This window comes from Rhodococcus sp. IEGM 1241 (assembly GCF_033142365.1).
Classification (GTDB): domain Bacteria; phylum Actinomycetota; class Actinomycetes; order Mycobacteriales; family Mycobacteriaceae; genus Rhodococcus_F; species Rhodococcus_F erythropolis.
Genome location: NZ_JAWLSE010000003.1, coordinates 40,835 through 66,692, shown reverse-complemented (window position 1 = coordinate 66,692; position 25,858 = coordinate 40,835). Strand labels below are relative to the sequence as shown.

The window sequence follows — 25,858 nt, the reverse complement described above, 5'->3', positions numbered from 1 at the left end:
CAACCCATGACGGCAACAGCAGCTTTGAAGCGTTCATGGGCACTCGACCTCGACAACAAGACGTTCTACGAGTTGTTGAAGCTTCGAGTGGAGGTCTTTGTCGTCGAGCAGGCCTGCCCGTATCCCGAGTTGGACGGGCGGGACCTGCTGACGGAAACACGCCACTTCTGGCTCGAGCAGGACGGCCAGGTGGTGTGCACACTCCGTCTGCTCGAAGAGCACGACGACGGAAACAAGAGCTTCCGAATCGGACGCCTCTGCACGTCGCGTCAGGCTCGCGGCCAGGGCCACACGACCCGCCTCCTGCAGGCCGCACTTGCCGAGGTCGGCGAAGCGCCGTGTCGGATCAACGCCCAGACCTACCTGGTCGAGATGTACGCCAAGCACGGATTCAAGGCTGACGGCGAAGAGTTCATCGAAGACGGCATCCCGCACACCCCGATGCGCCGTGGCGGGGGAGAGCCTTTCGTGGCTGTCAGCTAGTTTGTCGGAGATTTGACCCTGGTCGGCTCGTGGAAAAGCGAGCCGACTAGGGTTTTTTCGATACCGAATGTTCGCGGGGAAGTCCTGTTCGATCCAGGCGCGGTCCCGCCACTGTGAAAGATCTCTCCTCTACCGACTGACCGGGAGATCTCAGCCAGGTTGCCGCGACATTCGAGTGCAGCCAAATTCTCGGCGAGGAAACCGAGAGGTGGAGGGATATCGACGTGCGAAGTGAAGAAGATCGACCAGTGGCGGGCTTCCCGTTCAGTGCTGTGGTCGGCCAGGATCAATTGCGGTTGGCGCTGATTCTGTGTGCTGTGCATCCGGGGATCGGTGGAGTCCTGGTCCGCGGTGAGAAGGGAACTGCCAAGTCGACGGTCGTGCGCGCGCTGACTGCGCTGCTGCCCGCGGTCGACGACGCCGGAACGACACGACCGGCCCGCTTGGTGGAACTGCCCGTCGGCGCCACCGAGGACCGAGTGATCGGGTCCATCGACCTCGAGAAGGTTCTCCGCGACGGTGAGCGCGCTTTCCAACCTGGACTGCTCGCCGCCGCTCACCAGGGAGTTCTGTACGTCGACGAGGTGAATCTGCTTCACGACCACCTGGTCGACGTGCTTCTCGACGCCGCGGCGATGGGTCGCGTTCACATCGAGCGTGACGGAATCTCCCATTCGCACCCGGCCAAATTCGTACTCGTCGGCACGATGAATCCCGAAGAGGGAGAACTGCGTCCACAGTTGTTGGACCGTTTCGGACTGGCGGTCGATGTCGCAGCTTCCCGCGACGTCGACGTACGCATGGAAGTGGTGCGTCGCCGGCTCGACTACGAGCGCGACCCCGAGGCGTTTGTCGCTCGGTACGAATCCGCCGATGAGGAGCTCGCGGCCGAAATCCTCACGGCGCGTGAGAAACTGGACTCGGTCGAGCTGAGCAACCGCGAGCTGCGTCGTATCGCCTCACTGTGTGCGTCGTTCGACGTCGACGGTATGCGCGCGGACCTGGTGCTGGCGCGCACCGCGACCGCCCACGCTGCCTGGCGAGGCGACAGTGAGGTCACTGCGGAGGACGTGCGAGTGGCTGCGGAACTGACGCTGCCGCATCGCCGCCGCCGCGATCCGTTCGACGAGCCCGGCTTGGATCAGCAGCAGTTGGACGATGCACTCGAGCAGGCCGATCAGGACGCCCAGTCGCAGGTAGAGGACGACGCGCGCGACGGAGAGCCCGAACCTCCCGAGAATCCCGAAGACCGTGGCCCTGACGAAGACCGTGGCCAGGAAGATGGTGGCCCCGAAGACGGCGGTCCTGAAGACGAGGGTCCGGACGACGACGGCCCGGAAGACCCTGACGGACCTGGTGGGGGAGTACGCGCTACCGATCGCCCCTCGGCGCCACCGGCCGGCGAATTCAAGGCCAAGCTCCTCGAGGTTCCTGGTGTCGGCGAAGGTGCACCGGGACGCCGCTCGCGGTCCATGTCGTCCCGTGGACGAGTCGTGCGGTCCACGCGGGAACGTGGCCACGGATTGCATCTGACGAGCACGGTCTTCGCCGCAGCCGAGTCTCAAGTTGCGCGTGGCCGCACTGCTGGACGGCTGCGGCTGGCACCTGCTGATCTCCGCGGCGCGATTCGTGAAGGGCGAGAAGGCAATCTGATCGTCTTCGTTGTCGACGCGTCGGGGTCGATGGCAGCACGCGACCGCCTCTCCGCGGTCACCGGTGCGGTTGTCTCGTTGCTCCGCGACGCCTATCAGCGCCGCGACAAGGTCGCCGTCATCACTGTCCGTGGTCGTGAAGCAGAGCTCGTACTGCCGCCGACCTCTTCGGTGGACATCGCCGTCCGTCGCCTGCAGTCGATGCGTACCGGCGGCAAATCCCCACTCGCAGAGGGATTCCTGCGTGCTCGCGAAGTGGTTCTGCGTGAACGACTTCGTGACCCGCAGCGCCGCGCCCTTGTCGTCACGCTCACCGACGGCCGGGCTACCGGAGGCAAGGACGCGCTGCACCGCGCCCGCGTCGCCGCGCATCTTCTTGCCGACGCGTCCGTCGCTTCCATCGTCGTCGACTGCGAGACCGGCCTCGTGCGTCTGGGGCTGGCAGCCGAGTTGGCCCGAGAACTACGTGGCGGTTACGTCCGCCTTGCCGAATTGTCAGCGCAGCAGGTCGCGGGTGTCGTCCGCGCCGCAGCCTAGATCCCAGCTCAGGAGTTCACGATGCCCAAGGGTGTTCCCGAGACAGTTCCCGACGACGGTCTGACCACGCGTCAGCGTCGTAACGCGCCGGTACTTGCCGTGCACACCGGCCCGGGAAAGGGTAAGTCCACCGCCGCTTTCGGCATGGCGCTGCGTGCCTGGAATCAGGGGTTCGACATCGGCGTGTTCCAGTTCGTGAAGAGCGCCAAGTGGAAGGTCGGCGAGGAAGCCGCGTTCCGCGCGCTCGGAAACCTGCATGACGAAACCGGCGTCGGTGGGCCGGTGCAGTGGCACAAGATGGGCGAAGGTTGGTCATGGACACGCAAGGCCGGTAGCGAGGAAGATCATGCTGCTGCCGCTGCGGAGGGTTGGCAGGAGATCGCGAGAAGGCTTGCAGGCGAGGAGCATCGATTCTATGTCCTCGACGAGTTCACGTACCCGCTCAAGTGGGGTTGGGTGGACGTGGACGAGGTAGTGCAGACACTGCGCGATCGCCCAGGCAACCAGCATGTCGTCATCACGGGGCGTGACGCCCCGCAGGCGCTGATCGACGCCGCCGACCTCGTGACCGAGATGACGAAGATCAAGCACCCGATGGATGCCGGCCGAAAGGGTCAACGGGGCATCGAATGGTAAGTCCTTCCACTCCGGCCGTGGTGATCGCCGCTCCTGCCTCGGGTAGCGGAAAGACCACGGTGGCAACGGGATTGATCGGTGCGCTGCGACGGTCCGGTTGCAGCGTTGCACCCTTCAAGGTGGGGCCGGACTACATCGACCCGGGTTATCACGGACTCGCGGCAGGGCGGCCCGGACGCAACCTCGACACTGTTCTGGTCGGCCCGGATCGCATCGGACCGCTCTACCGGCATGGAACCGCCGGCTGTGACATCGCCGTGGTCGAAGGCGTCATGGGTCTGTTCGATGGAAAGATCGACGAGGCCAACTCGCAGCCGTCGGCGGAGGGATCGACGGCGCAGGTCGCGTCGATCCTCGGTTCGCCGGTAGTCCTCGTGATCGACGCCCGTGGGCACAGTCAGAGTCTGGCCGCCGTACTCCACGGCTTCGCGACCTACGACGCAGGTGTGCGCATCGGCGGCGTCATTCTCAATCGCGTCGGGAGCGCTCGTCACGAGCAGGTGTTGCGTCATGCGTGCGACAAGGTCGGCGTCGCAGTGCTCGGAGTTGTGCCACGGTTGACGGAACTAGAAGTTCCCTCCCGGCACCTCGGTCTGATTCCGGCGGCCGAGCACGGCGCCGCCGCTGTGGCCGCAGTGGACGCGATGTCCGACTTGATTGCCTCGCACGTCGAACTGGATGCTGTTCGTGCACTGGCCGCCTCGAACGTGGGTGCAGCTGCATGGGATCCGGTTGCCGAGGTCGGCGCACATGCCGAGTCTCGTCCCGTGGTGGCCATGGCGGGCGGCCCTGCCTTCACCTTCGGCTATGCCGAGCACCGTGAACTCCTGACTGCTGCCGGCGCGGACGTGCAGGTGTTCGACCCGTTGCGGGACGAGCTTCCCGCGGGAACTGCTGCTCTTGTCCTTCCTGGCGGGTTCCCGGAAGAGCATGCGGTGGACCTCGCGGCCAATACCGTTCTGCTGCAGCAGGTTCGTGACCTGGCGGACGGCGGTGCGCCGATCCACGCCGAGTGTGCCGGTCTGCTCTACCTCGCTCGCAGCTTGGACGGTCACAGCATGGCCGGTGTTGTCGGGGTGGATGCCACATTCGGGAAACGCCTGACCCTCGGGTACCGCGAAGCAGTGGCGATCAGCGACTCCACCCTCTTCGACGCAGGCTCCCGCGTCACCGGTCACGAGTTCCACCGAACGTCTCTCGTCTCGGCAGACGCGGACGGTTGCGGAAGTGCGTGGGGGTGGCGGCCCTGGGACGGCGGCAGTGTCCGCGAAGGATTTGTTCGCGGCGGCGTCCACGCGTCGTATCTCCACACTCATCCGGTGGGGCAGCCCCAATCGATCGCGAAGTTCGTCGATGCCGCACGGGGATGACCTCTGTATAGGCGTTGGATTCACGACGAGCGCCACCGCGAAGGACATCGTCGCTGCGGTGAACGCCGTACTGCAGGAGCGAGCGAGGATCGTGGTCCTCGCCACTGCGACCGGCAAGGCGGCGTCTGCAGCTCTGCTCGCTGCCGCCGATGAACTGAACGTCCCGATTGTGAGTTTCGACCCGGACGTACTTGGGCGAGTTCAGGTTCCGTCACCGTCGACTCGCGTCGAGCACGCGATCGGGACGGCAAGCGTCGCGGAAGCGGCGGCGATCCTTGCCTCCGGGGGCGGCCCGCTCCTAGTGGCCAAGACTGCCAGGGATGGAGTGACCGTGGCGGCGGCCCGTAAAGTTCCCTCCAGCTTGACCAATTCTGACGACGAAACGGAGTGCGAGTGAGCGAGTCCACCGCAGACGAGACCAACTACTTGGTCGGCCTCAACCTGACCGATCGACGCGTGGTCGTGTTCGGTGGCGGCACTGTGGCTCAGCGCCGACTCGGACTGCTGGTCGCCTCTGGTGCCCGTGTTCACGTCATCAGTCGCGCGTTCACTCCAGCCGTCGAAGGTATGGCCACGGCCGGGCAGATCACGGTCGAAGAGCGCCCGTACGCCGACGGCGACCTCGAAGGTGCGTGGTATGCCATCGCCTCGACCGACGAGCCGGAAACCAATGCGGCGATCGTCGCCGAAGCGGAGCGTCGCCACATCTTCTGCGTGCGCGCCGACAACGCGAAGCACGGCACCGCGGTAACTCCCGCCAGCGCCGAGTACGACGGTATGAGTATCGGAATTCTTGCCGGCGGCGATCACCGTCGTTCGGCAGCAGTCCGCACCGCGGTCGTCGAAGGTCTTCAGTCGGGCGTGCTCGCCGATACGGCCGAGCCGGCCGCTGCGGGCGTTGCTCTCGTCGGTGGTGGCCCCGGTGACCCCGACCTGATCACCGTGCGCGGACGCCGTTTGCTCGCACGCGCTGACGTCGTCGTGGCCGACCGATTGGCTCCTCCGGAGTTGCTCGCCGAACTGGGTCCCGACGTCGAGGTGATCGACGCCGCGAAGATCCCGTACGGCCGTGCCATGGCTCAGGAGGCCATCAACGCCGCGCTGATCGACAACGCGAAGGCAGGCAAGTTCGTGGTCCGCCTCAAGGGCGGGGACCCGTACGTCTTCGGGCGGGGATACGAAGAACTCGAAGCGTGTGCCGCTGCCGGCGTTCCGGTGACCGTAGTGCCCGGAATCACGAGCGCGATCTCGGTCCCGTCGGCCGCAGGCATCCCGGTGACCCACCGCGGTGTCACCCACGAGTTCGTCGTCGTCAGTGGGCACGTGGCTCCGGATCATCCGGATTCGCTGGTCGACTGGTCGGCACTGGCCAAGTTGCGCGGCACGATCGTGCTGCTCATGGCGGTCGAGCGCATCGATCAGTTCGCGAAGGCGCTCGTCGACGGTGGACGCCCGTCAACAACGCCGGTCACCGTGATCCAAGAGGGCACTCTGCGCACTCAGCGTGAACTTCGGGCCGATCTGGCGACCGTTGCTCAGCGCGTCAAAGACGAGGAGATCAAGCCTCCGGCGATCATCGTGATCGGGCCGGTCGCGGGCTTTTCCGTCGACGCTGGGTAACGTGAAGTCTTGTGTCTGATTCCCCAACATCTGAAACCGCTTCGGCGAATGCCCCGGTAGCCACTCGAGTCATCGGGCTCGCCATCATCGTCCTGAGTGGTTTGCAGATGATGGTGGTGCTCGACGGCACTGTCGCGAACCTCGCGCTGGCGCCGTTGCAGTCTGATCTCGGATTGAGCGACAGTGGCCGTAATTGGGTGCTGACCTCCTACGCGCTGGCGTATGGAGGTCTCATGCTCCTCGGTGGTCGCCTCGGTGACGCGTACGGGCGCAAGAAGATGTTCATCGCGGGAGTCTCGCTGTTCACGGTGGCGTCGTTGCTCTGTGGCCTCGCCCTGAACGAGGGCATGTTGATCGCAGCGCGGGCGCTTCAAGGCGTCGGCGCAGCTGTGGCGTCGCCCACCGCCTTCGCCCTTGTTGCCACGACTTTCGCCGCGGGTCCGGCTCGTAATCAGGCCATCGCGATTTTTGCCGCCATGACGGGCGTCGGATCGATCGCCGGTCTGATCATCGGCGGCGCATTGACCGAGGTGTCATGGCGACTGATCTTCCTTATCAACGTCCCGATCGGGATCGCGCTCGTCGGCATGGCGTTCCGCGCCCTTCGCGAGACGAATCAGACGCGTCTGGCTTTGGATGTCCCCGGCGCGATCCTCGCGACCCTCGGTTGTACCGGTGTTGTTTTTGCTCTCACCGAAGGCCCGGAAATGGGATGGGGGAGTATCGCCGTCATCGGTGCATTGGCGGCCGGATTGGTCGCCCTCGCCGCCTTCCTCTTCGTCGAGCGAACTGCGGACAACCCGCTCTTGCCCTTCTCGTTGTTCGCCGATCGCAACCGTGTCGCGACGTTCCTCGCCATCTTCTTCGTCGGTGGCGCGATGTTCAGCATGACGGCCTTCGTCGCACTGTTCGTGCAGGACATCATGCAGTATTCGCCGTTGCGTGCCGGTATCGCGTTCATTCCGTTCGCGTTCGGATTGGGCGCCGCCGCGTCGGTTGCTTCCAAGCTCGCCGTGAAGGTTCAACCCCGTTGGCTGGTCCTCACCGGCGTCGTGATCATGATCGTCGGACTCCTCTACGGATCTACTCTCGATTCCGATTCCACCTACCTCGCCAACTTGTTCGTGCCCGTGATCGGGATCGGATTCGGTATCGGCCTCGCGATGGTGCCCTTGCCACTGTGCGCGATCGCCGGTGTCCCGGAGACCGAGATCGGCCCGCTGACGGCCATCGCTCAGGTTGCCCAGACGCTCGGTGGACCACTGGCGCTGTCGGTGATCGGTGCGATGGCGACGTCGAAGACGCTCTCGCTCGGCGGCACTTCGGGCAAGGCAGCGGACATGAATCCGGCGCAATTGATCGCACTCGGAGAGGGATACACCTTCGCACTTGTGGGCTGCGCGGTCTGCGCCGTGTTCGCCGGTATCGCGGCGCTGTGCATCAGGTTCTCACCTTCTCAGGTAGCCCAGGCTCAGGCTGCGGAGAAGGCAGCTCAGGGAATTGCCTGATCAGTCCTGTTTTTCCGCTTCGCTAGCCGATACGATCGTTGCAGGACGTGCCGAGAGTCTCGACGAATCGGGGTGCCGTGATGCGGATCGCGGACATATTGCGAAACAAGGGCAACAGCATCGTCACGATCGACGCCCACACGACGGTCAACGGGTTGCTGTGCGATCTTGCCCGCCACAACATCGGAGCCATGGTGGTGGTCGACAACGACGCGGTGGTCGGCATCATCTCTGAACGCGATGTCGTTCGACGCCTGCACGAGCGTGGCCCGGACCTTCTCGGGATCCAGGTTTCCGAGGTCATGACCGCACTGATGTACACGTGCGTTCCGGCAGACGCGGTGGACAGCATTGCCGCGATCATGACCGAGCGTCGAATTCGGCATCTGCCGGTGATCGAGGACGGCAACCTCCTCGGCATCGTCAGTATCGGTGACGTGGTGAAGAGCCGCATCGACGAGCTCAAGAGCGAACGCGATCAGCTCGAGTCGTACATCGATCAGGGCTGATCGATAGGTTGTCGCACGGTGACTACTCTCGTGTGATGGCCGCATTCCAGGAATCCACAGCAGAGACGGTCACCATCGTGGCCGGCCTCGAGAGCACCTTCGCTGACGAACTCGGCGCTCTGACGGTGCCGTGGCAAGGTGCTGCCGCGCCCGACCCGCAGTTGCTCGTGCTGAACGAGCAGCTGGCTGCGTCGTTGAGATTGGACGTAGCAGCGCTGCGAAGTGTGGACGGGATCGGCGTCCTGTCCGGGTCGACGGTGCCGGTCGGGGCCACACCGGTGGCGATGGCATATGCGGGTCATCAGTTCGGTGGGTACGCACCAATTCTCGGGGACGGTCGGGCTTTGTTACTCGGCGAACTCGTCAGCAGTGACGGGCAGCGAGTGGACTTGCATCTGAAGGGCTCCGGGCGCACGCCGTTCTCTCGGGGCGGCGACGGGTATGCGGTCGTAGGGCCGATGCTGCGCGAATATCTCGTCAGCGAGGCGATGAATGCCCTCGGTGTCCCCACTACGCGCGCGCTGTCGGTGGTGGCGACGGGCCGAGACGTTCGCCGCAACGGCGCAGAACCCGGTGCCGTGCTCGCACGGATCGCGTCGAGTCACCTACGCGTTGGGACCTTCGAGTTCGCGGCCCGGCAGGGCGAGGTATTGCAGCCGCTCACCGATTACGCGATTGCCCGGCACTACCCGGAGCTGACCGAACTTCCGGCAACGGGTAGACACAATCGCTACCTGAAGTTCCTCGAGGCGGTGGTCGAGGCGCAGGCATCACTGGTGGCGAGGTGGATGCTCATCGGTTTCGTGCACGGGGTCATGAACACCGACAACACGACAATTTCGGGGGAGACCATCGATTACGGTCCGTGCGCCTTCCTCGACGCGTTCGATCCGGCGGCAGTGTTCAGCTCGATCGACCACGGGGGCCGCTATGCATTCGGCAATCAGCCCGCTGTACTGAAGTGGAACCTGGCGCGCTTGGCAGAAACACTGTTGCCACTGATCGATTCCACACCCGACGAAGCAATTTCCGCGGCGTCAGCAGTTCTCGAGACCTTCGACGAGCGCTACGAGGGTCACTACGCGGCCGGTCTCGCGGCAAAGCTCGGTCTGGCCCAGCCGTTTGTCGATCGGGCGCTCGTCGACGATCTGCTGACGTTGTTGGCGGAACACGGTGCTGATTGGACGGGCAGTTTCCGCGCTCTCGCCGACGAATTGCGCGGAAAATCGGTGCCTCTCGACAACCTCGTGCCACGGGAGCACATCGCGCCCTGGTTGCAGCGGTGGCAGGGAGCCCTGACCGAAAACGGACACGGGGCCGCGAAGACCGCGAGCGCGATGGATCGCGTCAACCCGCTGTACATTCCGCGTAATCATCGGCTCGATGCGGCCTTGCGCGCCGCGACCGACGGTGACCTCGCTCCCTTCGAGAAGCTATTGGAAGTGGTCACGCACCCGTTCGGCCGACGCGACGAGTGGGCTGACTACACCGAGGCGGCTCCGCAGTCTTTCAGCGAGACGTTCCAAACCTTCTGTGGCACTTGACAGACGACGCCATCAATCCGTCAGGATGATCAATTCACGCTCCGACGCGATTTCGACGCGCAAGCCCGCCTTCGACGCCACCCGCGCAACACCCTTGATGTCGGTCGGTTCGGCACGCGAGACCACCAGCGCACGGGCGAGCAGACCTTTGTGGTGCTTGTTGAAGTGACTGACGACAGTGCGGGTGCCGTCCGGCTTCTCGGTGAGGACCGTTGCGATCAGTGCGTCCGGAACCGGTCCGAGGTCTTGGTAGGTGCCGGACCGTAGATCGATGACAAGGCCGTCGGCTTCGGCCGCCAAGGCCTTCGGCAGTTCCGGCTTCCACAGTGAGCGGAGCGTGCCCATCCCGGGCAGCTTGGACCCGCCGGAAAGGCGGTAGGCGGGGATCAGATCTCCCGCACGGACTGCACCGAACAGGGCGGAGCCGATCGCGATCCGATCGAGAGCCTTGGCCTTCTGGGCACGGGTGAACGACTTGGCGTCGAGGGCGTCGAAGAGCACCCCGGTGTAGCGCTGCAGCGCGGGCCGCGTCGCGGACACCCACAGCTTGGCGTTGCGTTCCACTTCGTCTGCTTGCGTCGGACCGAGCCCGAGCGCTTCGCACGACGCCTCGACGTCAGCGGCCAGATCGACCAGCGTCTGAACCAGCAATTCGCGCGTTTCGGTCAACTGTGGCATCGACAGTTCGGCCAGATCGAGGGGCGCATCCTTGCCGCCGTCGGACTTGGTTTCTGAGGGAGGCAGCAGTACAAGCACGCTGTAACCGTACCGAGGCCCGCTCGGCCGACTGCGGCGACTATCCTTACACCTCGTGATTACCCGTCTGTCCCACCTGTTCCTGCGTACCCTGCGTGACGATCCCTCGGACGCCGAAGTTGCCAGCCACAAATTGCTGGTTCGTGCCGGCTACGTGCGTCGTATCGCTCCAGGCGTCTACTCGTGGTTGCCGCTGGGATTGCGGGTGCTGCGCGAGGTTGAACGTGTTGTCCGCGAAGAAATGAATGCCATTGGTGGGCAGGAAATTCTGCTGCCTGCTCTGCTCCCGCGCGATCCGTACGAGGCGTCGAACCGCTGGACCGAGTACGGCCCCAACCTGTTCCGCCTCAAGGACCGCAAGGGCAACGACTACATGCTCGGCCCGACCCACGAGGAGCTCTTTGCTCTGACGGTCAAGGGTGAGTACAACTCGTACAAGGACTTCCCGGTCACCCTGTACCAGGTGCAGACCAAGTACCGCGACGAAGAGCGTCCGCGTGCGGGCATTCTGCGTGGTCGCGAGTTCCTCATGAAGGATTCGTACTCCTTCGACCTCAGCGACGAAGGCCTGACGGAGTCGTACCAGGCGCACCGCGGTGCCTACGAGAAGATCTTCACGCGTCTGGGCGTCAAGTACGTCATCGTCTCGGCGACCTCCGGTGCGATGGGCGGCAGCGCGTCCGAGGAGTTCCTTGCCGAGAGCGAGATCGGCGAAGACACGTACGTGCGCTGCCTCGAATCCGGCTACGCCGCCAACGTCGAGGCCGTCAAGACTGTTGTTCCCGACTCCATTCCGTTCGACGGGCTACCCGAAGCGAAGGTGTACGACACCGCGAACACACCCACCATCGACACCCTCGTGGACTGGGCGAACGGTGCCGACCTCGGCCGCACCATCACCGCCGCCGACACTCTCAAGAACATCATGGTCAAGACCCGCCTGCCCGGCGGCGAGTGGGAACTGCTCGGTATCGGCATCCCCGGCGACCGTGAGGTCGACGAAAAGCGCCTCGAAGCTTCACTGGAGCCGGCCGAGTTCGTGATGATCACCGAGACCGACTTCAAGAACAACCCGTTCCTGGCCAAGGGTTACATCGGCCCGAAGGCTCTGCAGGCCAACGGTGTTCGCTACCTTGTCGACCCGCGCGTCGTCGACGGCACCAGCTGGATCACCGGCGCCGACGAAGACGGCAAGCACGTGGTCGGCCTCGTTGCCGGTCGCGACTTCACCCCTGACGGAACCATCGAAGCCGCCGAGGTTCGTGACGGCGACGCCTCTCCCGACGGAGCCGGCACGCTGGTCTCGGCTCGCGGTATCGAGATCGGGCACGTCTTCCAGCTCGGCCGCAAGTACACCGACGTCTTCACCGTCGACGTCCTCGCCGAGAACGGCAAGCCCGTCCGCCCGACCATGGGTTCGTACGGCGTCGGCGTCTCGCGCCTGGTGGCCGTCATTGCCGAGCAGCACCATGACGAGAAGGGTCTGCGCTGGCCTGCCGAGGTTTCACCGGCCGACGTCTACCTCGTCATCGCGAACAAGGACGAGACCGCGCGCGAAGGCGCCGAAGGCCTCGCCGCGCAACTCGACCGTGCCGGACTCGAAGTGATTCTCGACGACCGTAAGGCGTCGCCTGGCGTGAAGTTCAAGGACTCCGAGCTGATCGGTGTTCCGCTGATCGTTGTCGTCGGCCGTGGTTGGGCCGACGGCAAGGTCGAGATTCGCGACCGCTTCACTGGCGAGAGCCGTGAGATCGACGCCGACTCGGCGATCGAGGAGATCATCAGCGCAGTTCGCGGCTGATTCGAATAGTCGTCAGGGCCGCCGCAGCCACCTTCCGAGGTGTCTGCGGCGGCCCTTCTTTTCTGCCACAATCGTGGCTATGGAACGCGAACCGGATTGGGCAGAAGTCGACGGCTATCTCGTTTCCACGTTGGTAGGTGAAGATCCGGTTCTCGACGCGGCACTCGCCGCCAACTCCGAGGCCGGTCTCCCGCCCATCGACGTGGCGCCGAACCAGGGCAAGCTCCTCAACCTTCTGGCGCGAATGTGCTTGGCGCGCAATGTCCTCGAGATCGGAACGCTCGGCGGATACAGCACGATCTGGCTCGCTCGCGCGGTCGGCCCCTCGGGCCAGGTCATCACGCTGGAATTCGATCCCACTCATGCGGATGTCGCTCGGGCGAATATCGAGCGCGCCGGCTTGGCTGACCGTGTCGACGTCCGCGTCGGGGCCGCGCTCGACAGCCTCCCGTCGATCGCGAAGGAAGAGTTGGGACCTTTCGACTTGGTCTTCATCGACGCCGACAAGGAGAACAACACCGAGTACGTGCGGTGGGCGTTGGCCCTTTCGCATCCCGGAACCGTCATCATCGTGGACAACGTGGTGCGTGGGGGACATGTGTCCAACCCGGATATCGACGACGAGCGCGTCAAAGCGAGTCGAGCGGTGTTGGAGATGATCGCGGCCGAGCCGAAACTCGACGGCACCGCCATTCAAACCGTGGGTTCGAAGGGGTGGGACGGGTTTGCCGTTGCAGTAGTGAACGAGTGAGCGCAGACTCGAAGCGGTGAGGATGCTGGGGGCAGCAAAGGCGGCATGGCGATGGGTGCGCAGTGCTCCCGGTACCTATGTCTGGTTGCTTGCCCTGCTGTTCACCACGCTGTTCCTGCGGCATCTGCCTGACAATGTCGAGGAGCGTTTTCTCGGCAAGCGCTCGACCAATCTGCATCACCTGGCCGAAGACCCGCTACGAGTCCTGTTCTCGAGTGCCTTCTGGCTCGAAGGTGGCGGTTGGTTGGGATACCTGGTTCTCTTCACCATCTTTCATGCAACGGCTGAGCGTTGGCTCGGGACGTGGCGGTGGCTGTGTGTTGTCGTCATCGCCCACGTCGGAGCCACGTACATCAGCGAAGGTGTTCTGTACGAAGGTATTCGGCACGGATACGTGGCGGAGTCGGCGGTCAACACTCTCGACGTGGGAGTGAGCTACGGTCTGGCCGGCATCATGGGGATTCTGGTGTACCGCATCGTCGATCCGTGGCGATACGTCTATCTCGCGGGGCTGTTGGTCTTCTACGGTGTACCTCTGATTTTCGCCACCAATTTCACCGCCATCGGCCACATGTCTGCGTTGTTGCTGGGATTGGCGTGCTATCCGATCACGCGTGCTCGGGCGGGCACGTGGAATCCGATGGACCTGTGGCATTCGCGAAGAATCGCAGGTCTTCCATGAATCGCACCGCGGAAAGTTACCCGCTGGTAGTTTAGCGTCATCGACGAAAGGTAATGACGTGTCTGGCACCGATGGATTGCTCTTCAACCCCCATACTTACGACCCTGCTCAGTTCGATCCGGAGACCCGCCGTTTGCTGCGAGCCACCATCGAATGGTTCGAGAGCCGCGGCAAGAAGCAACTGCTTCAGGACGACCTCGACGCAGTGTGGGTCTCCGACTTTCTCGAGTTCGTCGGCAAGGAGAAGTTGTTCGCGACGTTCCAGACTCCGGCGGCATTCGCCGACGGTGACGAGAACCGTCGTTGGGACGGTGCCCGCAACGCGGCCTTGAGTGAGATCTTCGGTTTCTACGGACTCGCTTACTGGTACGCCTGGCAGGTCACGATCCTCGGACTCGGACCGATCTGGATGAGTGACAACGACGCAGCGAAGAAGCGTGCAGCGCAGGAACTTGCCGACGGCGGCGTCATGGCGTTCGGCCTCTCCGAGCGTGATCACGGCGCCGACGTGTACTCCACCGACATGCTTCTGACTCCCACCGACGGCGACGTCGCCTTCCGCGCGAGCGGCGAGAAGTACTACATCGGAAACGGCAACGTAGCCGGAATGGTGTCTGTGTTCGGGCGTCGTACCGACGTCGAGGGTCCCGAAGGCTACGTGTTCTTCGTCGCCGACAGTGCACATCCGAACTATCAGCTTGTGGACAATGTCTTGCGCGGGCAAATGTACGTCAGCAATTTCCGCCTCGACGACTACCCGGTGCGCGAGGAAGACATTCTGCACACCGGCGTCGCCGCATTCGAGGCCGCGCTCAACACGGTCAACGTCGGAAAGTTCAACCTGTGCACCGGCTCCATCGGGATCACCGAACATGCGTTCTTCGAAGCAATCACTCACGCGCAGAATCGAATCCTCTACGGTAATCCGGTCACGGACTTCGCCCACGTACGCGCCGCCTTCGTCGACGCGTACTCACGTCTGATCGCGATGAAACAGTTCAGCGCGCGGGCGGTCGACTACTTCCGCAGCGCCAGCCTCGAAGACCGTCGCTACCTGCTGTTCAATCCCATGACCAAGGCCAAGGTCACCTCGGAAGGTGAAAAGGTCGTCGGGTTGCTACACGACGTGATCGCGGCAAAGGGGTACGAGAAGTCCACGTACTTCCGTGAAGCAGCGCAGATGATCGGCACGCTGCCCAAGCTCGAGGGCACCGTCCACGTCAACGTCGGCCTGATCCTCAAGTTCTTGCCGAACTACCTGTTCAACCCCGCGGAGTTCCCGGAGATCGTCACGCGCGACGACGCAGCCGACGACGAGTTCTTCTGGAATCAGGGACCGACCCGCGGCGCTGCGAAGATCCAGTTCCACGAGTGGAAGCCCGTCTACGAGAAGCACTCTTCGATCCCGAACGTCGCTCGTTTCTACGAGCAGGCGATCGCACTCACCGAATTGCTCACTGCTGCAGCGCCGGACGCGCAGCAGCAGAAGGATCTCGATTTCATGCTCAATGTCGGGCACCTGTTCTCCCTCGTCGTCTACGGTCATCTGATTCTCGAGCAGGCCGAGATCAGCGGACTCGACGCCGACGTTGTCGATCAGATCTTCGACTTCCAGATTCGCGACTTCTCGGGGTACGCGATCGCACTGCACGGAAAGCCGTCGTCGACGCCCGAGCAGCAGAAGTGGGCCTTGGCCGCAGTGCGGAAGCCTGTTGTGGACAGTGAACGCTTCGACCGGGTGTGGCAGCAGGTCAAGGCGTACGACGGTGCATACGAGATGCGCGCATGACCGCGCCGGTGGTACGTGAGCAGTTGATGGCCGTCGTGGAGGGATCCCCGAAAGCCGTCGGCGCGCATGATCGCTCGACCTGGGTTGCGCTGTTTGCCGAAGACGGCCAGATCAACGACCCTGTAGGTTCACGTCCGCATAACGGGCAGGCGGCGATCGAGAGTTTTTACGACACGTTCATCGCCCCCAATTCGATCACCTTCCACGTCGAGCGCGATATCGTGTGCGGCCGCACAGTGTGGCGCGATCTGAGCCTCGCTACCGAGATGTCGACCGGAGTCGTCCTCGACGTGCCGATGCATTTGCGCTACGACTTGGTGGGGGAGCCCGATTCCCTGCGGATCGGGACCCTCTATGCGCATTGGGAATTGGCAACGATGCTGAGCCAGCTCGCTACTGCCGGCGTTGCCGGGGTGAAGGCTGCCGCGAAATTGACCCCGCAGCTGCTCTCGAACCAGGGGATCGGCGGAGCGCTCGGTTTCTCGCGTGGCATCTTCGGCGTCGGAGACAAAGGCAAGAAGGCGGCTTCGCGGTTCCTCGATGCGGCCGCTGTCGGTCGAACGCCGCCGGTACCCGTCGAGCTTCCGGCGGGGACGCAGTTGTCCAATGCCGACGTCAACGCTCTGCTCACCGGCGTGACGAAGAGCAAGATGCTGGTTGCCGGTCGCACCGTGACGGCGAGCGTAATCGTGTGCGGGGAACCGGCCATCGCCCTGTTCGGCTTCGAGGCGAGCGGTCATCGCCTCAATCGGGTGCGCTTTTTCACCGAGAGCTGATACCGAGAACACTCGAATGCAGGTCAGGCTCGGCGCGCCACTCCGGCGCGCCGAGCCTTCGCTTTTCTGAGAATTGTCAGATCGCCCCGAGATCCGCAGACAGCCAGTGCTGCGGATTCATGTAGATCGCTACCTGCTCGCCCAACTGCGATCGCGCGAATTCGAGATATCCGTCGACCTTGTCCGGGGTCAGGTATCGCCGCGAGACTTCGACCAGCATCTCGTCGGTGCCCGGAACGATCTTGTCGACGGATCCGCTGACGCTGACGTAACGGATTGTCGGATCGAGCCTTTCGGCCATCAACGAGAAATGCCCGGCCGACTCGATGAGTCGCGTCTTTCGTGAATCCTTGCCCGTGAGGATCCATGGTTTGCCGCCAGGTGAATACAGGTACCAGATCGGGACGGTCAACGGACCGCGTTCGGTGCCGTCCGCTACGGACAGCGCCCCGATGTGGGGTTCGGCCAGGAACTGTTCACGCTCATTTTCGGAGAGTGCCATTCCTCGAGATTACCGCGACGTTTGACATGGCGTTGTGACTCCGTACACAATCGATGTGCTCATTATGAACATGCGTTCGCAATGCGAACAGATCTCGATCTGGACTACTGGATCTGAACCGGTAGCGAACGCCCACAAGCAGTGAATGTCGAGGATCCGATGACCGCACCGCATACGCAATCGAGTTCGATCACCGGTTCGCCTGGGGCGCGTGCCGCAATGTGGGTAGCACCGCTGTGTTGGATCGCTGTGCTTCTGGACGGATTCGACCTGGTCGTACTCGGTGCGGTCATTCCTTCGCTTCTCGACTACGACGCGTGGGGATTGAGTACCGGCACGATCACGATGATCTCGACCTTCGGGCTCATCGGCATGACCATCGGCGCCCTCGTCATCGGCACTCTCACTGACGTCATCGGTCGACGCCGCGCGCTGCTGTACGCCGTCGCCGCATTCTCGATTCTGACTCTCTTGTGCGCAATTGCGCCCAATCCGTTCATCTTCGGTCTGCTGCGCTTCCTCGCCGGGGTGGGACTGGGTGGCGCCCTTCCGACGGCATTGGCTCTGGTCAACGAATTCTCGAAGAAGCAAGGCGGGGGATCTGCGTCGACCATGCTGATGACCGGCTATCACGTCGGCGCCGTTGCCACCGCCGCGCTGGCGCTCGTCGTGATCGAACCTTTCGGTTGGCGAGCGATGTTCGTTGTCGGCGCACTTCCTGCCGTCGTCCTGATTCCACTCATGCTGCGGTTTCTGCCGGAATCCCCGTCGTACCTTCTCGCTCACGGAAAGCGTGCCGAGGCCGAGGAAATCGCTGCCCGCTACGGTGTCGAGCTCGAGGCTGCGCCTACGTCCGAAGCTGGGCGTGCCGAAGCCGCCAATCCCGTTCGCGCACTGTTCTCTTCGAAGTTCCTGCGTAACAGCATCGCCATCTGGATCACCAGTTTCATGGGCTTGCTGCTCGTCTACGGATTGAACACGTGGCTTCCGACGATCATGCGCGAGGCCGGTTACAACCTCGGAGCCTCGTTGACGTTCCTTCTGATCCTCAATGCCGGAGCCGTCGTCGGGCTGTTGATCGCCGGGGGCGTCGCGAACAAGATCGGCCCGCGTACCGCAGCAATCGTGTGGTTCACGGGAGCAGCGTTGTTCCTGGCGCTTCTGAGTGTGAAGGTGTCGTTCGGAATCTACGTGATGGTCTTCCTCGCCGGATGCTTCGTGTTCAGTGCACAGGTACTGGTCTACGCCTTCACGAGCGCCAATCACCCACCGCAGATTCGCGCGACAGCGCTCGGATGGTCGGCGGGTGTCGGCCGGGTCGGTGCGATCTGTGGCCCGATTCTGGGCGGAGTTCTCCTGGGTGCGGGTTACGCCGTGCCGTGGGGCTTCTACGCTTTCGCGCTCGTCGGACTGCTCGGTGCAATTTCGATCTCCTGCACACGGGTTCGCACCTGAAATACCAGTTTCGCAGGTTGGTGCGCTACTGCTATCGTTGAATATGAGTATGAAGAGTAGCGCTATCGTCACGTCACGGGCACCGCTACCGATGCCATCGTCTCGATCCGGTTTGTGGTGGGGCTTGCTCGGTGTTCTGGCGTTCTCGTTCACCGTTCCGCTCACGAGGGTCGCCGTCGCGGATCTCGACCCCCTGTTCGTCGGCGCGGGCCGCGCCGTCGTTGCCGGGGCCCTTGCGATTGTGATGCTGTCGGTTACTCGCGCGACGCTTCCGACGCTTCGGCAGTGGTTTCGCATCGCACTCGTGACCGTTGGCGCGGTACTGGGGTTTTCACTGTTCACCACGTTTGCGTTGCAGACATCGCCGGCGAGTCACGCGGCAGTCGTGATCGGACTACTTCCCGCTGCGACCGCGGTATTTGCCGTCGTCCGAGGAAAAGAGCGTCCCAGTAAGGGATTCTGGTGGGCAAGCGCCGCCGGCGCGGTATCGGTCGTAGGGTTCGTGGCCGTCGCAAACGGCGGACTCGGCTCGTTTCATCTCGCTGATCTTCTTCTGTTCGCCGCGGTTGTGTGTGCAGCGCTGGCATATTCGGAAGGTGCGTTGCTGGCCCGCGAGATCGGGTCGTGGCAGACGATTGCCTGGGCATTGATTCTCGGACTGCCGGTCACGATTGCGTTGACGGTGGCGTCCATGGCCCAGGCTCCGGTTTCTGCCGATGTGAATTCGTGGCTTTCGTTTGCCTACCTGGGATGCGTGAGTATGTTTCTCGGGTTCTTTCCCTGGTACCGGGGTCTGGCGATCGGTCCCATTTCCACTGTGAGCCAAACACAGTTGGTTCAACCGGTGCTCAGCATTGCCTGGTCGGCGCTGATACTCGGTGAGGCGTTGTCACCCTCGATCGTGGCCGGCGGCGTCGTCGTCATCGGGTGTGCCTGGCTTGCCCTGAAGGCGCGAGTGGCAGCGCCGCGTGCTGTGCCGGCACGCGACGCGACCACTGCCACCGATGATTCAGAAAAGCGGGCCGCCACCGAAGGCACTGCGGTGTGACGCAGGTTGTTTCCCGTTGGCGTCGGTGATTCCGTACTCGACGGCCGTCTCGGCGGTGATCAGTGTGTGACCGCTGCGCGCGTTCACTTCTGGATCGTTGGCCAATGCAGTGATGACCTGGCCGACGAATTCCGGGGTTTCGGCCTCGGCCAGTGAGAAGCCTTCGAAGCTCTCGATCCCACTCGCCTCCATCCGCTCGTTGCGGATCAACCCGAGCCAGAAGGAAAGTGCGGTGACGCCGGTTCCCTTCAATTCGACAGCCATGTCGGCGGCCATCTTGTCCAAACCTGCCTTTGACATCCCGTACAGGACAGAGTGCAGGTACCCGCGGGTGCCGAATGACGAGATATTGCCGATCACTCCACTGCCCCGGGGGACCATCAACTTCGCCGCTTCTACCGAAGCAACGTAGTGGGCGCGCAGTCCGATTCCGATCAGCGAATCCCAATCGTCGATCGGCCTCTTCCAGAACGGATCGGCGAAGCCGGCATAGCCCGCCGGGTTGGCCCAGACGTTGTTGACCAGAAGATCGAGGCGGCCTGACTGTTCCTCGGCGATGCGTGCAAACAGGTCGACGATCTTTTGATCGTCGGCGTGATCGCACTGCACGGCAATGCCGTGACCGCCGCGCTCGGTGATCTCCGCCGCGGTGCGATCGAGCGGGCCGTCGGCGCCGACGGTTCCTCGCGCCGTCACGTACACCGTCCAGCCGTCGCTTCCCAGTGCGAGTGCAATGCCTTTACCGACGCTCCTACTCGCGCCGGTCACGAGCGCTACTTTGCCGATTGTCGACGTGGTCATCGGGGGCCTCCCAACGAACCCTCGGCGATTTCACTGTCGGGGGACAGGGGAGTGGTGATCGACCACGTCTCCGTGAAGTGGCATTGACTCATTTTCCACACACCGTCCTCGATTACGTATTTGTCGTCGTATTCGCCGGTCATCAACTTCTCGGTGCGTCCGACAGTGTCGACCTGGCGGAACTGCAGAGTCCATCGCCCCACCGCCGACGTCTCCGAGGTCAGTGTGATGTCGGGATGCAATCCGTGATGCATGTCGAGTACCGCGTACCGGCCGTCGACCTTGCGAAGAGCGATCTTCTCGAAGATGTCCGCCATCGGCCCGGCGTCGTCGAACGCGCCGAGACGGCCGTAGTCGATCGACGCTCCTGAACGGATGAAGCTGCTGCGGAACCGAACCGGATCCTTGGCGTCACATGCTCGCCAGTAGCCATGTTTGAGCTTCTTGATTTCCTCGATCTGTTCGAGCGCGTCGAGGCGTTGTGCGAGATCCACTACCGTCGGTCCTTTTCGTCTGGGTTTCCCGGAGACATGTCGGATCGACTGTAGGGTGTCCTCAGTCACATGTGTGTAGTTTTTCCCAGTGACCGGTCAGGAAACGGTGTCGGTTTCGCTCGAGGATTCGTCGCCGGTGAGAGTGATTGCAGTCGAGTCGCTGAAGACGCTGCCCCAGAGTTCGCCGAGGGCCGGATCTTCTTCGGCGTGTTCGGGTGCCATCATTGCGAGCAGATTGTTGATCAGCATGCCGTTCGCGATGAACAAGCGTGCTTGCTCGGGCGTGCAACCGGTGCGCTCGCGCAGCAAGGTGTAGATGCCGGACATGGCGGTCCGGGACACGGCGGCGACGTCGTCGGTGCTGGTTGCGAAGCCGTGCAACATGACGAGCAGCAGATCCCGGTCGAGGACCAGCTCGCCGTAGGCGGATCCGAGTTCGGCCCAGAACTGCGGATTGCTCGGATCGATTGTGACGGTGTCCAATTTGTCGTTGAAGGTGCGGACGATTTCGTCGAGCGCACGCGTGAACACCGCGTGGAACAAATCTGCCTTGGTCCCGAACATGCGCACGACGTAGGGCTGCGAGACGCCGGCTTCCTTGGCGACGGCGTCCGTGCTGGTGCCGGAGTATCCGCCCTTTGCAAATGCCCGCGTTGCCGCGGCAAGGACCAGTGCGCGACGTTCCGGTGCGCTCATCCTGCGGGTACGTGGTTCAGCTGCACCGATCGACATATTGACACGTTATCACCGGATAGCTTAGTTTCGACTTAAGTAATCAATTGATGCCTTAAGGCACCTTCACCATCGAGGAATCACGATGACCGTTTTGACGAAGTCCGGATCGGACGCCGCATCCGGGTCGGAAAACAGTGGAGGACGTAAGGTTCCGATCGCGATAGCGATGGTTGCTGCTTCTCTGCCCATGTTCATGGCTACCCTCGACAACCTCGTGATGACGAGCGCGCTGCCGGTGATCGAGAAGGAACTGAACGCGTCCGTCGGGCAGCTCCAATGGTTCATGAATGCGTACACGCTCTGCTTTGCGACGCTGATGCTTTCGGCGACGACGCTCGGCGATCGGTGGGGACGCCGCCGGATGTTCGTGTTCGGAATCGGGCTGTTCACGGCTGCATCGATCGCTTCGGCGCTGTCGACAACTCCCGCCCTGCTGATTGCGGCCCGGGCATTTCAAGGCGCGGGCGCAGCCGCGATCATGCCGCTCTCGCTGACCCTCCTCGTCGCAGCCGTACCGGAAGCCAAGCGCGCCATGGCAATCGGTGTCTGGGGTGGCGTCTCCGGACTGGGAATCGCGATGGGTCCCGTGGTCGGTGGAGCGGTAGTCGACGGGTTCTCGTGGCAGGGGATCTTCTGGATCAACGTGCCGGTTGCGATCGTTGCCGTTCCTCTCGCGTTGTATGCGTTGCGTGAATCGACCGGTCGCACACAACCTCTCGACCTTCCCGGTGTCGCACTCGCCGGACTCGGTGTGTTTCTGGCGGTGTGGGGGATCGTTCACGGCAACGACGACGGCTGGGGATCGCTTGGAGTGGTTGCGTCGTTGGTCGGTTCCGCAGTCGCGTTGGCGCTGTTCGTTCTTCGCGAGATGAAGACGTCACATCCGGTCATGCCCCTACGTCTGTTCCGTTCACGCAGCTTCTCGATGGCGAACGTCATCGGCTTGACCTTCTCGATCGGGATCTTCGGAGCGGTGTTCCTGCTGTCGCAGTACCTCCAGATCGTGATGGGCTACAGCCCGTTCCAAGCAGGAGTGCGGACGCTTCCGTGGACGGCAGCGCCGATGATCTTCGCTCCTCTCGCCGGTTTTCTGGCGCCGAAGGTCGGGCTCCGTTCACTTCTGCTGACCGGACTACTGCTCCAGGCCGGAGCATTGTTCTGGTTGGCCGCGTTGATCGGTCCCGACGTGACGTACGGTTCGCTGGTTCCGGCGCTACTGATGGCGGGCATCGGCATGGGCCTGACCTTCGCGCCGAGTTCGACGGCTGTCCTCGTCGACATGGACGAGCCTGATCACGGAACGGCCAGTTCGACCAACTCGACGCTTCGCGAGATCGGTGTTGCGCTGGGAATCGCGGTTCTCACCGCAGTCTTCCTTGCCGCTGGTGGCGCGCTCACGCCGCTGGGCTACGGAGATGAGCTGACACCTGCACTGCGCGTCGGCGGTTGCTTCGTGTTGGTGGCCGTGGTTGCGGCTTGGTTCGTGCCCTCGCATCGCAAGGCCTGAGCCACTGCTGTGCGCCGTTATTAAACCCCCGCGGGTAATAAACGCGCCCCCCACATTACGAAGCCGGGGCCCCAGGGCCAGCAGAGGTGGACGGCGCGGGTCCCAGCGCGGCCCCCCATCCGGCGCCGCGGATTGCCGCATCGGTCAGGCCGTCGATTCCGAACGTGCGGAGTTGGTCGGTATCGACCTGTTCGACGAATGCCCGGTAGGTCACGGCGGTGTCGGATTCGATCTGTGCTGCCAGTTGTGCCGCGGTAACGGCGTCCGTCACCGGGAACGGGATCTCGTAGGCTGCCGCGGCTGTCGGCGGGGTCTCGCCCGCGTCGGTCGACAGGGCAACCAGCGCATCACGTCGCGCGCGGTGCGCGGCTGTATGTGTGGCAACTTCGTTGACACGGGCAGGATTCGAAAACGCGGCAACCACTCCGTAAGCGAAGATCGCGGCATTCTCTGATTCGATTGCGGTCAGCAAGGCAGAACTCTCGGTTCGACGGGTGTGCGAAGTGATCATGGAAGCAACACCGCAACCTGGGTCGAGCAGGACGCGCTGATCGAACCGAGCAAGCCCGCGCGATAGCCGGACATCGTGCGAGCGAGATCCGCGGCACTGCGCGCCGAATCGGTCAGCGAGGTCCTCAAGGTGTCAACGCCCGTCGGAGCGTTTGCGACCGAGGTCGACGGGGGCGCAGTGGTCGTAGCGCCGCCGCCCGCTGCTCGCGCAATCTCGGCGTCGAGTTCGAGTGCATGCGCTGTGCGTTCGGCGCTGATCGTGGTCAGTGATGCCGACTTGTCCGGCGCAAGAGCGATGGCGGCGGTTGCGGCTGCCGCGTCGGAGCGAGCTCGCTCGGCCTGGGCCGTCAACTGGTCGACTTCTGCAGCCGCCTCCGCTGTGCCGTTGTCGGTGCAGGCGGACAACGAGAAGGCTGCAGCGCCCAACGCTGCTGCGGTTCCCGTCATCTTGAGCGCACTCCGCCGGGAGAGTGGGGTAGTAGTCATGGGCGTCAGCACCAGTCCATCGTGCCAGGTGGTCGGCCGATCGTTCGAATCCGCGGCACGTGTTCAAGTGTGACGTGCGTCGGGCACTCTGGTCACGGAGACGCGTAATGAGCGGTACTCTTGGATGCTTGCAGCATGAGGCACCTGGTGTCTTTTCATGCTCGCAGCCGCCCACGTCGACAGTCGACACAAGTCGGACAATCGACGACAACTGAAATGAGGAGTTCGCGAGATGCCGGTGCCATCCAGGGAGAGGGTGATCGAGCTGATCTCCGAACTCGTGCACGCCCAGGGTTACGACGTCGAAGACGTTGTCGTGACCAGTGCGGGCAAGCACAGCGCGGTGCGCATCATGGTCGACAGCGATGCCGGGATCGAACTCGATGCCGCCGCAGAGATCAACAGACTCGTTTCGGAACTTTTCGACAGCCTCGAGGAAATCGGTGAAACGCCGTACACCCTCGAGGTGACTTCCCCGGGAATCGATCGTCCACTGACGCTCGAGCGTCACTGGCGTCGAGCTCGTGGACGCAAAGCGCGTATCGATCTGGCCGGCGAGACCGTGGTCGGCCGTATCGGAACGTTGAACGACGATTCCGTGGCGGTTGTCATCGGTGGCCGTGGCGGACTGACCGTGCGAGAGATTGCACTGGGCGACGTTCAGAAGGCCGTAGTTCAGGTGGAGTTCTCGAAGCCCAGTGAGGCGGAGTTGGAACTCGCGGGCGGCATCCCGGAGGGGCGCGCAGTTCCCTCGGATGCGGTTGACCTCACCGATGACTCGGGCGTGGACAGTGTCGAAGACGACGAAGCAGAATTAGAAGACGTAGAAAACGAAGAAGGGTTCGACAAGTGAATATCGACATTGCAGCGTTGCGAGCGATCGAAGCCGAAAAGGGCGTTTCGATCGAAACTGTGATCGCCACGATCCAGACCGCGCTGCTGACGGCGTACCGCCACACCGAGGGGCACAAGCAGAACGCTCGGATCGATGTCAACATCAAGACCGGTTCGGTGCGAGTGATGGCACACGACACCGATGCCGACGGCAACATGATCGGCGAGGAGTGGGACGACACTCCCGAAGGATTCGGTCGAATCGCGGCGACCACCGCACGCCAGGTCATCCTGCAGCGTTTGCGCGACGCCGAGCACGAGCGCAGTTTCGGTGAGTTCTCCACCCATGAGGGTGAAATCGTCGGCGGTGTCATTCAGCGCGACACGCGTGCAAACTCTCGCGGGATGGTCGTCGTTCGAATCGGCAGCGAATCCAATGGCGCCGAAGGATTGTTGCCGCCCGCAGAACAGGTTCCCGGCGAGAACTACGAACACGGCGAGCGCATCAAGTGCTACGTCGTCGGGGTTGCTCGCGGCGCCCGTGGCCCCCAGATCACCCTCTCGCGGACCCATCCGAACCTGGTTCGCAAGTTGTTCGCACTCGAGGTTCCGGAGATCGCGGACGGCAGCGTCGAGATCATCAACGTCGCGCGCGAAGCGGGACACCGTTCCAAGATCGCCGTTGCCTCACGCGTGCAGGGGCTGAACGCAAAGGGTGCATGCATCGGCCCGATGGGTCAGCGCGTCCGAAACGTCATGAGCGAACTTGCGGGGGAGAAGATCGACATCATCGACTTCGACGAAGATCCCGCGACGTTTGTGGGCAACGCACTTTCCCCGTCGAAAGTGGTCTCCGTCACTGTCGTCGATCCCGAGGCTCGTGCGGCCCGTGTCATCGTGCCCGATTTCCAGCTTTCGTTGGCCATCGGAAAAGAGGGTCAAAATGCCCGCCTGGCTGCACGGTTGACGGGTTGGCGTATCGACATTCGGAGCGATGCGGCACCCGTTGGCGACGCGTCCGACCGGCCCGCCACGTCCAACGGATAACGGTGGAATGCAGTGATCGAGACGG

The 25,858-nt window shown here is 63.2% G+C and carries 26 protein-coding genes; 19 read left to right on the top strand and 7 right to left on the bottom strand.

Annotated elements, in window-relative coordinates; all coding sequences use genetic code 11:
• The first annotated feature begins 6 nt into the window (after positions 1-6).
• The 9 genes from R4P70_RS15250 (at position 7) to R4P70_RS15210 (ending at position 9,859) form a co-directional block, all read left to right on the top strand.
• A complete protein-coding gene (locus R4P70_RS15250; RefSeq protein WP_003942808.1) occupies positions 7-483 on the top strand; it encodes a GNAT family N-acetyltransferase in 477 nt (158 codons plus the stop codon).
• A gap of 224 nt (positions 484-707) precedes the next feature.
• Positions 708-2,672 (top strand): magnesium chelatase subunit D family protein, encoded by a 1,965-nt coding sequence (locus R4P70_RS15245; protein WP_084326551.1) that lies wholly within the window; start codon positions 708-710, stop codon positions 2,670-2,672.
• Positions 2,673-2,693: 21 nt separating this feature from the next.
• Entirely contained in the window at positions 2,694-3,308 is a 615-nt protein-coding gene (gene cobO, locus R4P70_RS15240; protein ID WP_019748043.1) for a cob(I)yrinic acid a,c-diamide adenosyltransferase, read from the top strand.
• The gene (locus R4P70_RS15235) at positions 3,302-4,678 is read left to right on the top strand and encodes a cobyrinate a,c-diamide synthase (RefSeq protein WP_317830969.1); all 1,377 of its coding nucleotides are present in this window, start codon (positions 3,302-3,304) and stop codon (positions 4,676-4,678) included. Before cobO ends, R4P70_RS15235 begins: the two co-directional genes overlap by 7 nt.
• Positions 4,662-5,075: a cobalamin biosynthesis protein gene (locus R4P70_RS15230; protein WP_019748045.1), complete on the top strand. Its 414-nt coding sequence runs from the start codon at positions 4,662-4,664 to the stop codon at positions 5,073-5,075. Before R4P70_RS15235 ends, R4P70_RS15230 begins: the two co-directional genes overlap by 17 nt.
• Positions 5,072-6,298, top strand: coding sequence for a uroporphyrinogen-III C-methyltransferase (gene cobA, locus R4P70_RS15225; protein WP_047271356.1), 1,227 nt, complete (start codon positions 5,072-5,074; stop codon positions 6,296-6,298). The genes R4P70_RS15230 and cobA overlap by 4 nt, the downstream gene beginning before the upstream one ends.
• A gap of 11 nt (positions 6,299-6,309) precedes the next feature.
• Positions 6,310-7,806, top strand: coding sequence for an MFS transporter (locus R4P70_RS15220; protein WP_411742472.1), 1,497 nt, complete (start codon positions 6,310-6,312; stop codon positions 7,804-7,806).
• A gap of 80 nt (positions 7,807-7,886) precedes the next feature.
• Complete coding sequence (locus tag R4P70_RS15215; protein ID WP_092764509.1) at positions 7,887-8,315, top strand: CBS domain-containing protein; 429 nt, start codon at positions 7,887-7,889, stop codon at positions 8,313-8,315.
• 35 nt (positions 8,316-8,350) lie between these two features.
• Positions 8,351-9,859, top strand: coding sequence for a protein adenylyltransferase SelO (locus R4P70_RS15210; RefSeq protein WP_317830968.1), 1,509 nt, complete (start codon positions 8,351-8,353; stop codon positions 9,857-9,859).
• Between the two features lie 12 nt (positions 9,860-9,871).
• On the opposite strand, the gene yaaA is transcribed toward R4P70_RS15210, so the two are convergent.
• Complete coding sequence (yaaA, locus tag R4P70_RS15205; RefSeq protein WP_007735009.1) at positions 9,872-10,615, bottom strand: peroxide stress protein YaaA; 744 nt, start codon at positions 10,613-10,615, stop codon at positions 9,872-9,874.
• A 55-nt stretch (positions 10,616-10,670) separates the two neighbouring features.
• Between yaaA and R4P70_RS15200 the strand changes: the two genes are divergently transcribed.
• From R4P70_RS15200 to R4P70_RS15180, 5 genes are all read left to right on the top strand, one after another.
• The gene (locus R4P70_RS15200) at positions 10,671-12,416 is read left to right on the top strand and encodes a proline--tRNA ligase (RefSeq protein ID WP_020969391.1); all 1,746 of its coding nucleotides are present in this window, start codon (positions 10,671-10,673) and stop codon (positions 12,414-12,416) included.
• Positions 12,417-12,495: 79 nt separating this feature from the next.
• On the top strand, positions 12,496-13,167 hold the full coding sequence (locus R4P70_RS15195; protein WP_020969392.1) for an O-methyltransferase: 672 nt from the start codon (positions 12,496-12,498) through the stop codon (positions 13,165-13,167).
• A gap of 22 nt (positions 13,168-13,189) precedes the next feature.
• The gene (locus tag R4P70_RS15190) at positions 13,190-13,849 is read left to right on the top strand and encodes a rhomboid-like protein (RefSeq protein ID WP_070386971.1); all 660 of its coding nucleotides are present in this window, start codon (positions 13,190-13,192) and stop codon (positions 13,847-13,849) included.
• 58 nt (positions 13,850-13,907) lie between these two features.
• The gene (locus R4P70_RS15185) at positions 13,908-15,638 is read left to right on the top strand and encodes an acyl-CoA dehydrogenase (protein ID WP_317830967.1); all 1,731 of its coding nucleotides are present in this window, start codon (positions 13,908-13,910) and stop codon (positions 15,636-15,638) included.
• Complete coding sequence (locus tag R4P70_RS15180; protein WP_021333004.1) at positions 15,635-16,414, top strand: nuclear transport factor 2 family protein; 780 nt, start codon at positions 15,635-15,637, stop codon at positions 16,412-16,414. Before R4P70_RS15185 ends, R4P70_RS15180 begins: the two co-directional genes overlap by 4 nt.
• A gap of 76 nt (positions 16,415-16,490) precedes the next feature.
• Here the strand turns inward: R4P70_RS15180 and R4P70_RS15175 are convergent, their stop codons facing one another.
• Entirely contained in the window at positions 16,491-16,916 is a 426-nt protein-coding gene (locus R4P70_RS15175) for a pyridoxamine 5'-phosphate oxidase family protein (protein WP_317830966.1), read from the bottom strand.
• Between the two features lie 159 nt (positions 16,917-17,075).
• Here R4P70_RS15175 and R4P70_RS15170 point away from each other — a divergent pair, with 159 nt between their 5' ends.
• Both R4P70_RS15170 and R4P70_RS15165 read left to right on the top strand, forming a co-directional pair.
• A complete protein-coding gene (locus R4P70_RS15170) occupies positions 17,076-18,371 on the top strand; it encodes an aromatic acid/H+ symport family MFS transporter (protein WP_317830965.1) in 1,296 nt (431 codons plus the stop codon).
• A 91-nt stretch (positions 18,372-18,462) separates the two neighbouring features.
• Positions 18,463-19,419, top strand: a complete 957-nt coding sequence (locus R4P70_RS15165) for a DMT family transporter (RefSeq protein ID WP_021333002.1) — start codon at positions 18,463-18,465, stop codon at positions 19,417-19,419.
• On the opposite strand, the gene R4P70_RS15160 is transcribed toward R4P70_RS15165, so the two are convergent.
• The 3 genes from R4P70_RS15160 to R4P70_RS15150 form a co-directional block, all read right to left on the bottom strand.
• Positions 19,381-20,220, bottom strand: coding sequence for an SDR family NAD(P)-dependent oxidoreductase (locus R4P70_RS15160; protein WP_020969395.1), 840 nt, complete (start codon positions 20,218-20,220; stop codon positions 19,381-19,383). The genes R4P70_RS15165 and R4P70_RS15160 overlap by 39 nt on opposite strands.
• Entirely contained in the window at positions 20,217-20,714 is a 498-nt protein-coding gene (locus R4P70_RS15155; protein ID WP_046378422.1) for a nuclear transport factor 2 family protein, read from the bottom strand. The genes R4P70_RS15160 and R4P70_RS15155 overlap by 4 nt, the downstream gene beginning before the upstream one ends.
• Positions 20,715-20,810: 96 nt before the next feature.
• A complete protein-coding gene (locus tag R4P70_RS15150) occupies positions 20,811-21,446 on the bottom strand; it encodes a TetR/AcrR family transcriptional regulator (RefSeq protein ID WP_020969397.1) in 636 nt (211 codons plus the stop codon).
• An 85-nt stretch (positions 21,447-21,531) separates the two neighbouring features.
• On the opposite strand from R4P70_RS15150, the gene R4P70_RS15145 reads away from it, so the two are divergent.
• Complete coding sequence (locus R4P70_RS15145) at positions 21,532-22,956, top strand: MFS transporter (RefSeq protein WP_317830964.1); 1,425 nt, start codon at positions 21,532-21,534, stop codon at positions 22,954-22,956.
• A gap of 55 nt (positions 22,957-23,011) precedes the next feature.
• On the opposite strand, the gene R4P70_RS15140 is transcribed toward R4P70_RS15145, so the two are convergent.
• The gene (locus tag R4P70_RS15140) at positions 23,012-23,467 is read right to left on the bottom strand and encodes a ferritin-like domain-containing protein (protein ID WP_317830963.1); all 456 of its coding nucleotides are present in this window, start codon (positions 23,465-23,467) and stop codon (positions 23,012-23,014) included.
• Positions 23,464-23,913 carry a hypothetical protein gene (locus tag R4P70_RS15135; RefSeq protein ID WP_195791245.1) on the bottom strand — a complete coding sequence of 150 codons (450 nt, stop codon included), beginning with the start codon at positions 23,911-23,913 and terminating at the stop codon, positions 23,464-23,466. The genes R4P70_RS15140 and R4P70_RS15135 overlap by 4 nt, the downstream gene beginning before the upstream one ends.
• A 271-nt stretch (positions 23,914-24,184) precedes the next feature.
• On the opposite strand from R4P70_RS15135, the gene rimP reads away from it, so the two are divergent.
• Complete coding sequence (rimP, locus tag R4P70_RS15130) at positions 24,185-24,805, top strand: ribosome maturation factor RimP (RefSeq protein WP_317830962.1); 621 nt, start codon at positions 24,185-24,187, stop codon at positions 24,803-24,805.
• Positions 24,802-25,833 (top strand): transcription termination factor NusA, encoded by a 1,032-nt coding sequence (gene nusA / locus R4P70_RS15125; protein ID WP_003942738.1) that lies wholly within the window; start codon positions 24,802-24,804, stop codon positions 25,831-25,833. Before rimP ends, nusA begins: the two co-directional genes overlap by 4 nt.
• The last annotated feature ends 25 nt before the right edge of the window (positions 25,834-25,858 follow it).

Coding starts and splice junctions, on each gene's coding strand:
- R4P70_RS15250 (WP_003942808.1), top strand. CDS start 7: ATGACGGCAACAGCAGCTTTGAAGCGTTCATGGGCACTCGACCTCGAC.
- cobO (WP_019748043.1), top strand. CDS start 2,694: ATGCCCAAGGGTGTTCCCGAGACAGTTCCCGACGACGGTCTGACCACG.
- R4P70_RS15235 (WP_317830969.1), top strand. CDS start 3,302: ATGGTAAGTCCTTCCACTCCGGCCGTGGTGATCGCCGCTCCTGCCTCG.
- R4P70_RS15230 (WP_019748045.1), top strand. CDS start 4,662: ATGCCGCACGGGGATGACCTCTGTATAGGCGTTGGATTCACGACGAGC.
- R4P70_RS15215 (WP_092764509.1), top strand. CDS start 7,887: ATGCGGATCGCGGACATATTGCGAAACAAGGGCAACAGCATCGTCACG.
- R4P70_RS15210 (WP_317830968.1), top strand. CDS start 8,351: ATGGCCGCATTCCAGGAATCCACAGCAGAGACGGTCACCATCGTGGCC.
- R4P70_RS15195 (WP_020969392.1), top strand. CDS start 12,496: ATGGAACGCGAACCGGATTGGGCAGAAGTCGACGGCTATCTCGTTTCC.
- R4P70_RS15190 (WP_070386971.1), top strand. CDS start 13,190: ATGCTGGGGGCAGCAAAGGCGGCATGGCGATGGGTGCGCAGTGCTCCC.
- R4P70_RS15180 (WP_021333004.1), top strand. CDS start 15,635: ATGACCGCGCCGGTGGTACGTGAGCAGTTGATGGCCGTCGTGGAGGGA.
- R4P70_RS15175 (WP_317830966.1), bottom strand. CDS start 16,916: ATGGCACTCTCCGAAAATGAGCGTGAACAGTTCCTGGCCGAACCCCAC.
- R4P70_RS15170 (WP_317830965.1), top strand. CDS start 17,076: ATGACCGCACCGCATACGCAATCGAGTTCGATCACCGGTTCGCCTGGG.
- R4P70_RS15165 (WP_021333002.1), top strand. CDS start 18,463: ATGCCATCGTCTCGATCCGGTTTGTGGTGGGGCTTGCTCGGTGTTCTG.
- R4P70_RS15160 (WP_020969395.1), bottom strand. CDS start 20,220: ATGACCACGTCGACAATCGGCAAAGTAGCGCTCGTGACCGGCGCGAGT.
- R4P70_RS15150 (WP_020969397.1), bottom strand. CDS start 21,446: ATGTCGATCGGTGCAGCTGAACCACGTACCCGCAGGATGAGCGCACCG.
- R4P70_RS15145 (WP_317830964.1), top strand. CDS start 21,532: ATGACCGTTTTGACGAAGTCCGGATCGGACGCCGCATCCGGGTCGGAA.
- R4P70_RS15140 (WP_317830963.1), bottom strand. CDS start 23,467: ATGATCACTTCGCACACCCGTCGAACCGAGAGTTCTGCCTTGCTGACC.
- R4P70_RS15135 (WP_195791245.1), bottom strand. CDS start 23,913: ATGACGGGAACCGCAGCAGCGTTGGGCGCTGCAGCCTTCTCGTTGTCC.
- rimP (WP_317830962.1), top strand. CDS start 24,185: ATGCCGGTGCCATCCAGGGAGAGGGTGATCGAGCTGATCTCCGAACTC.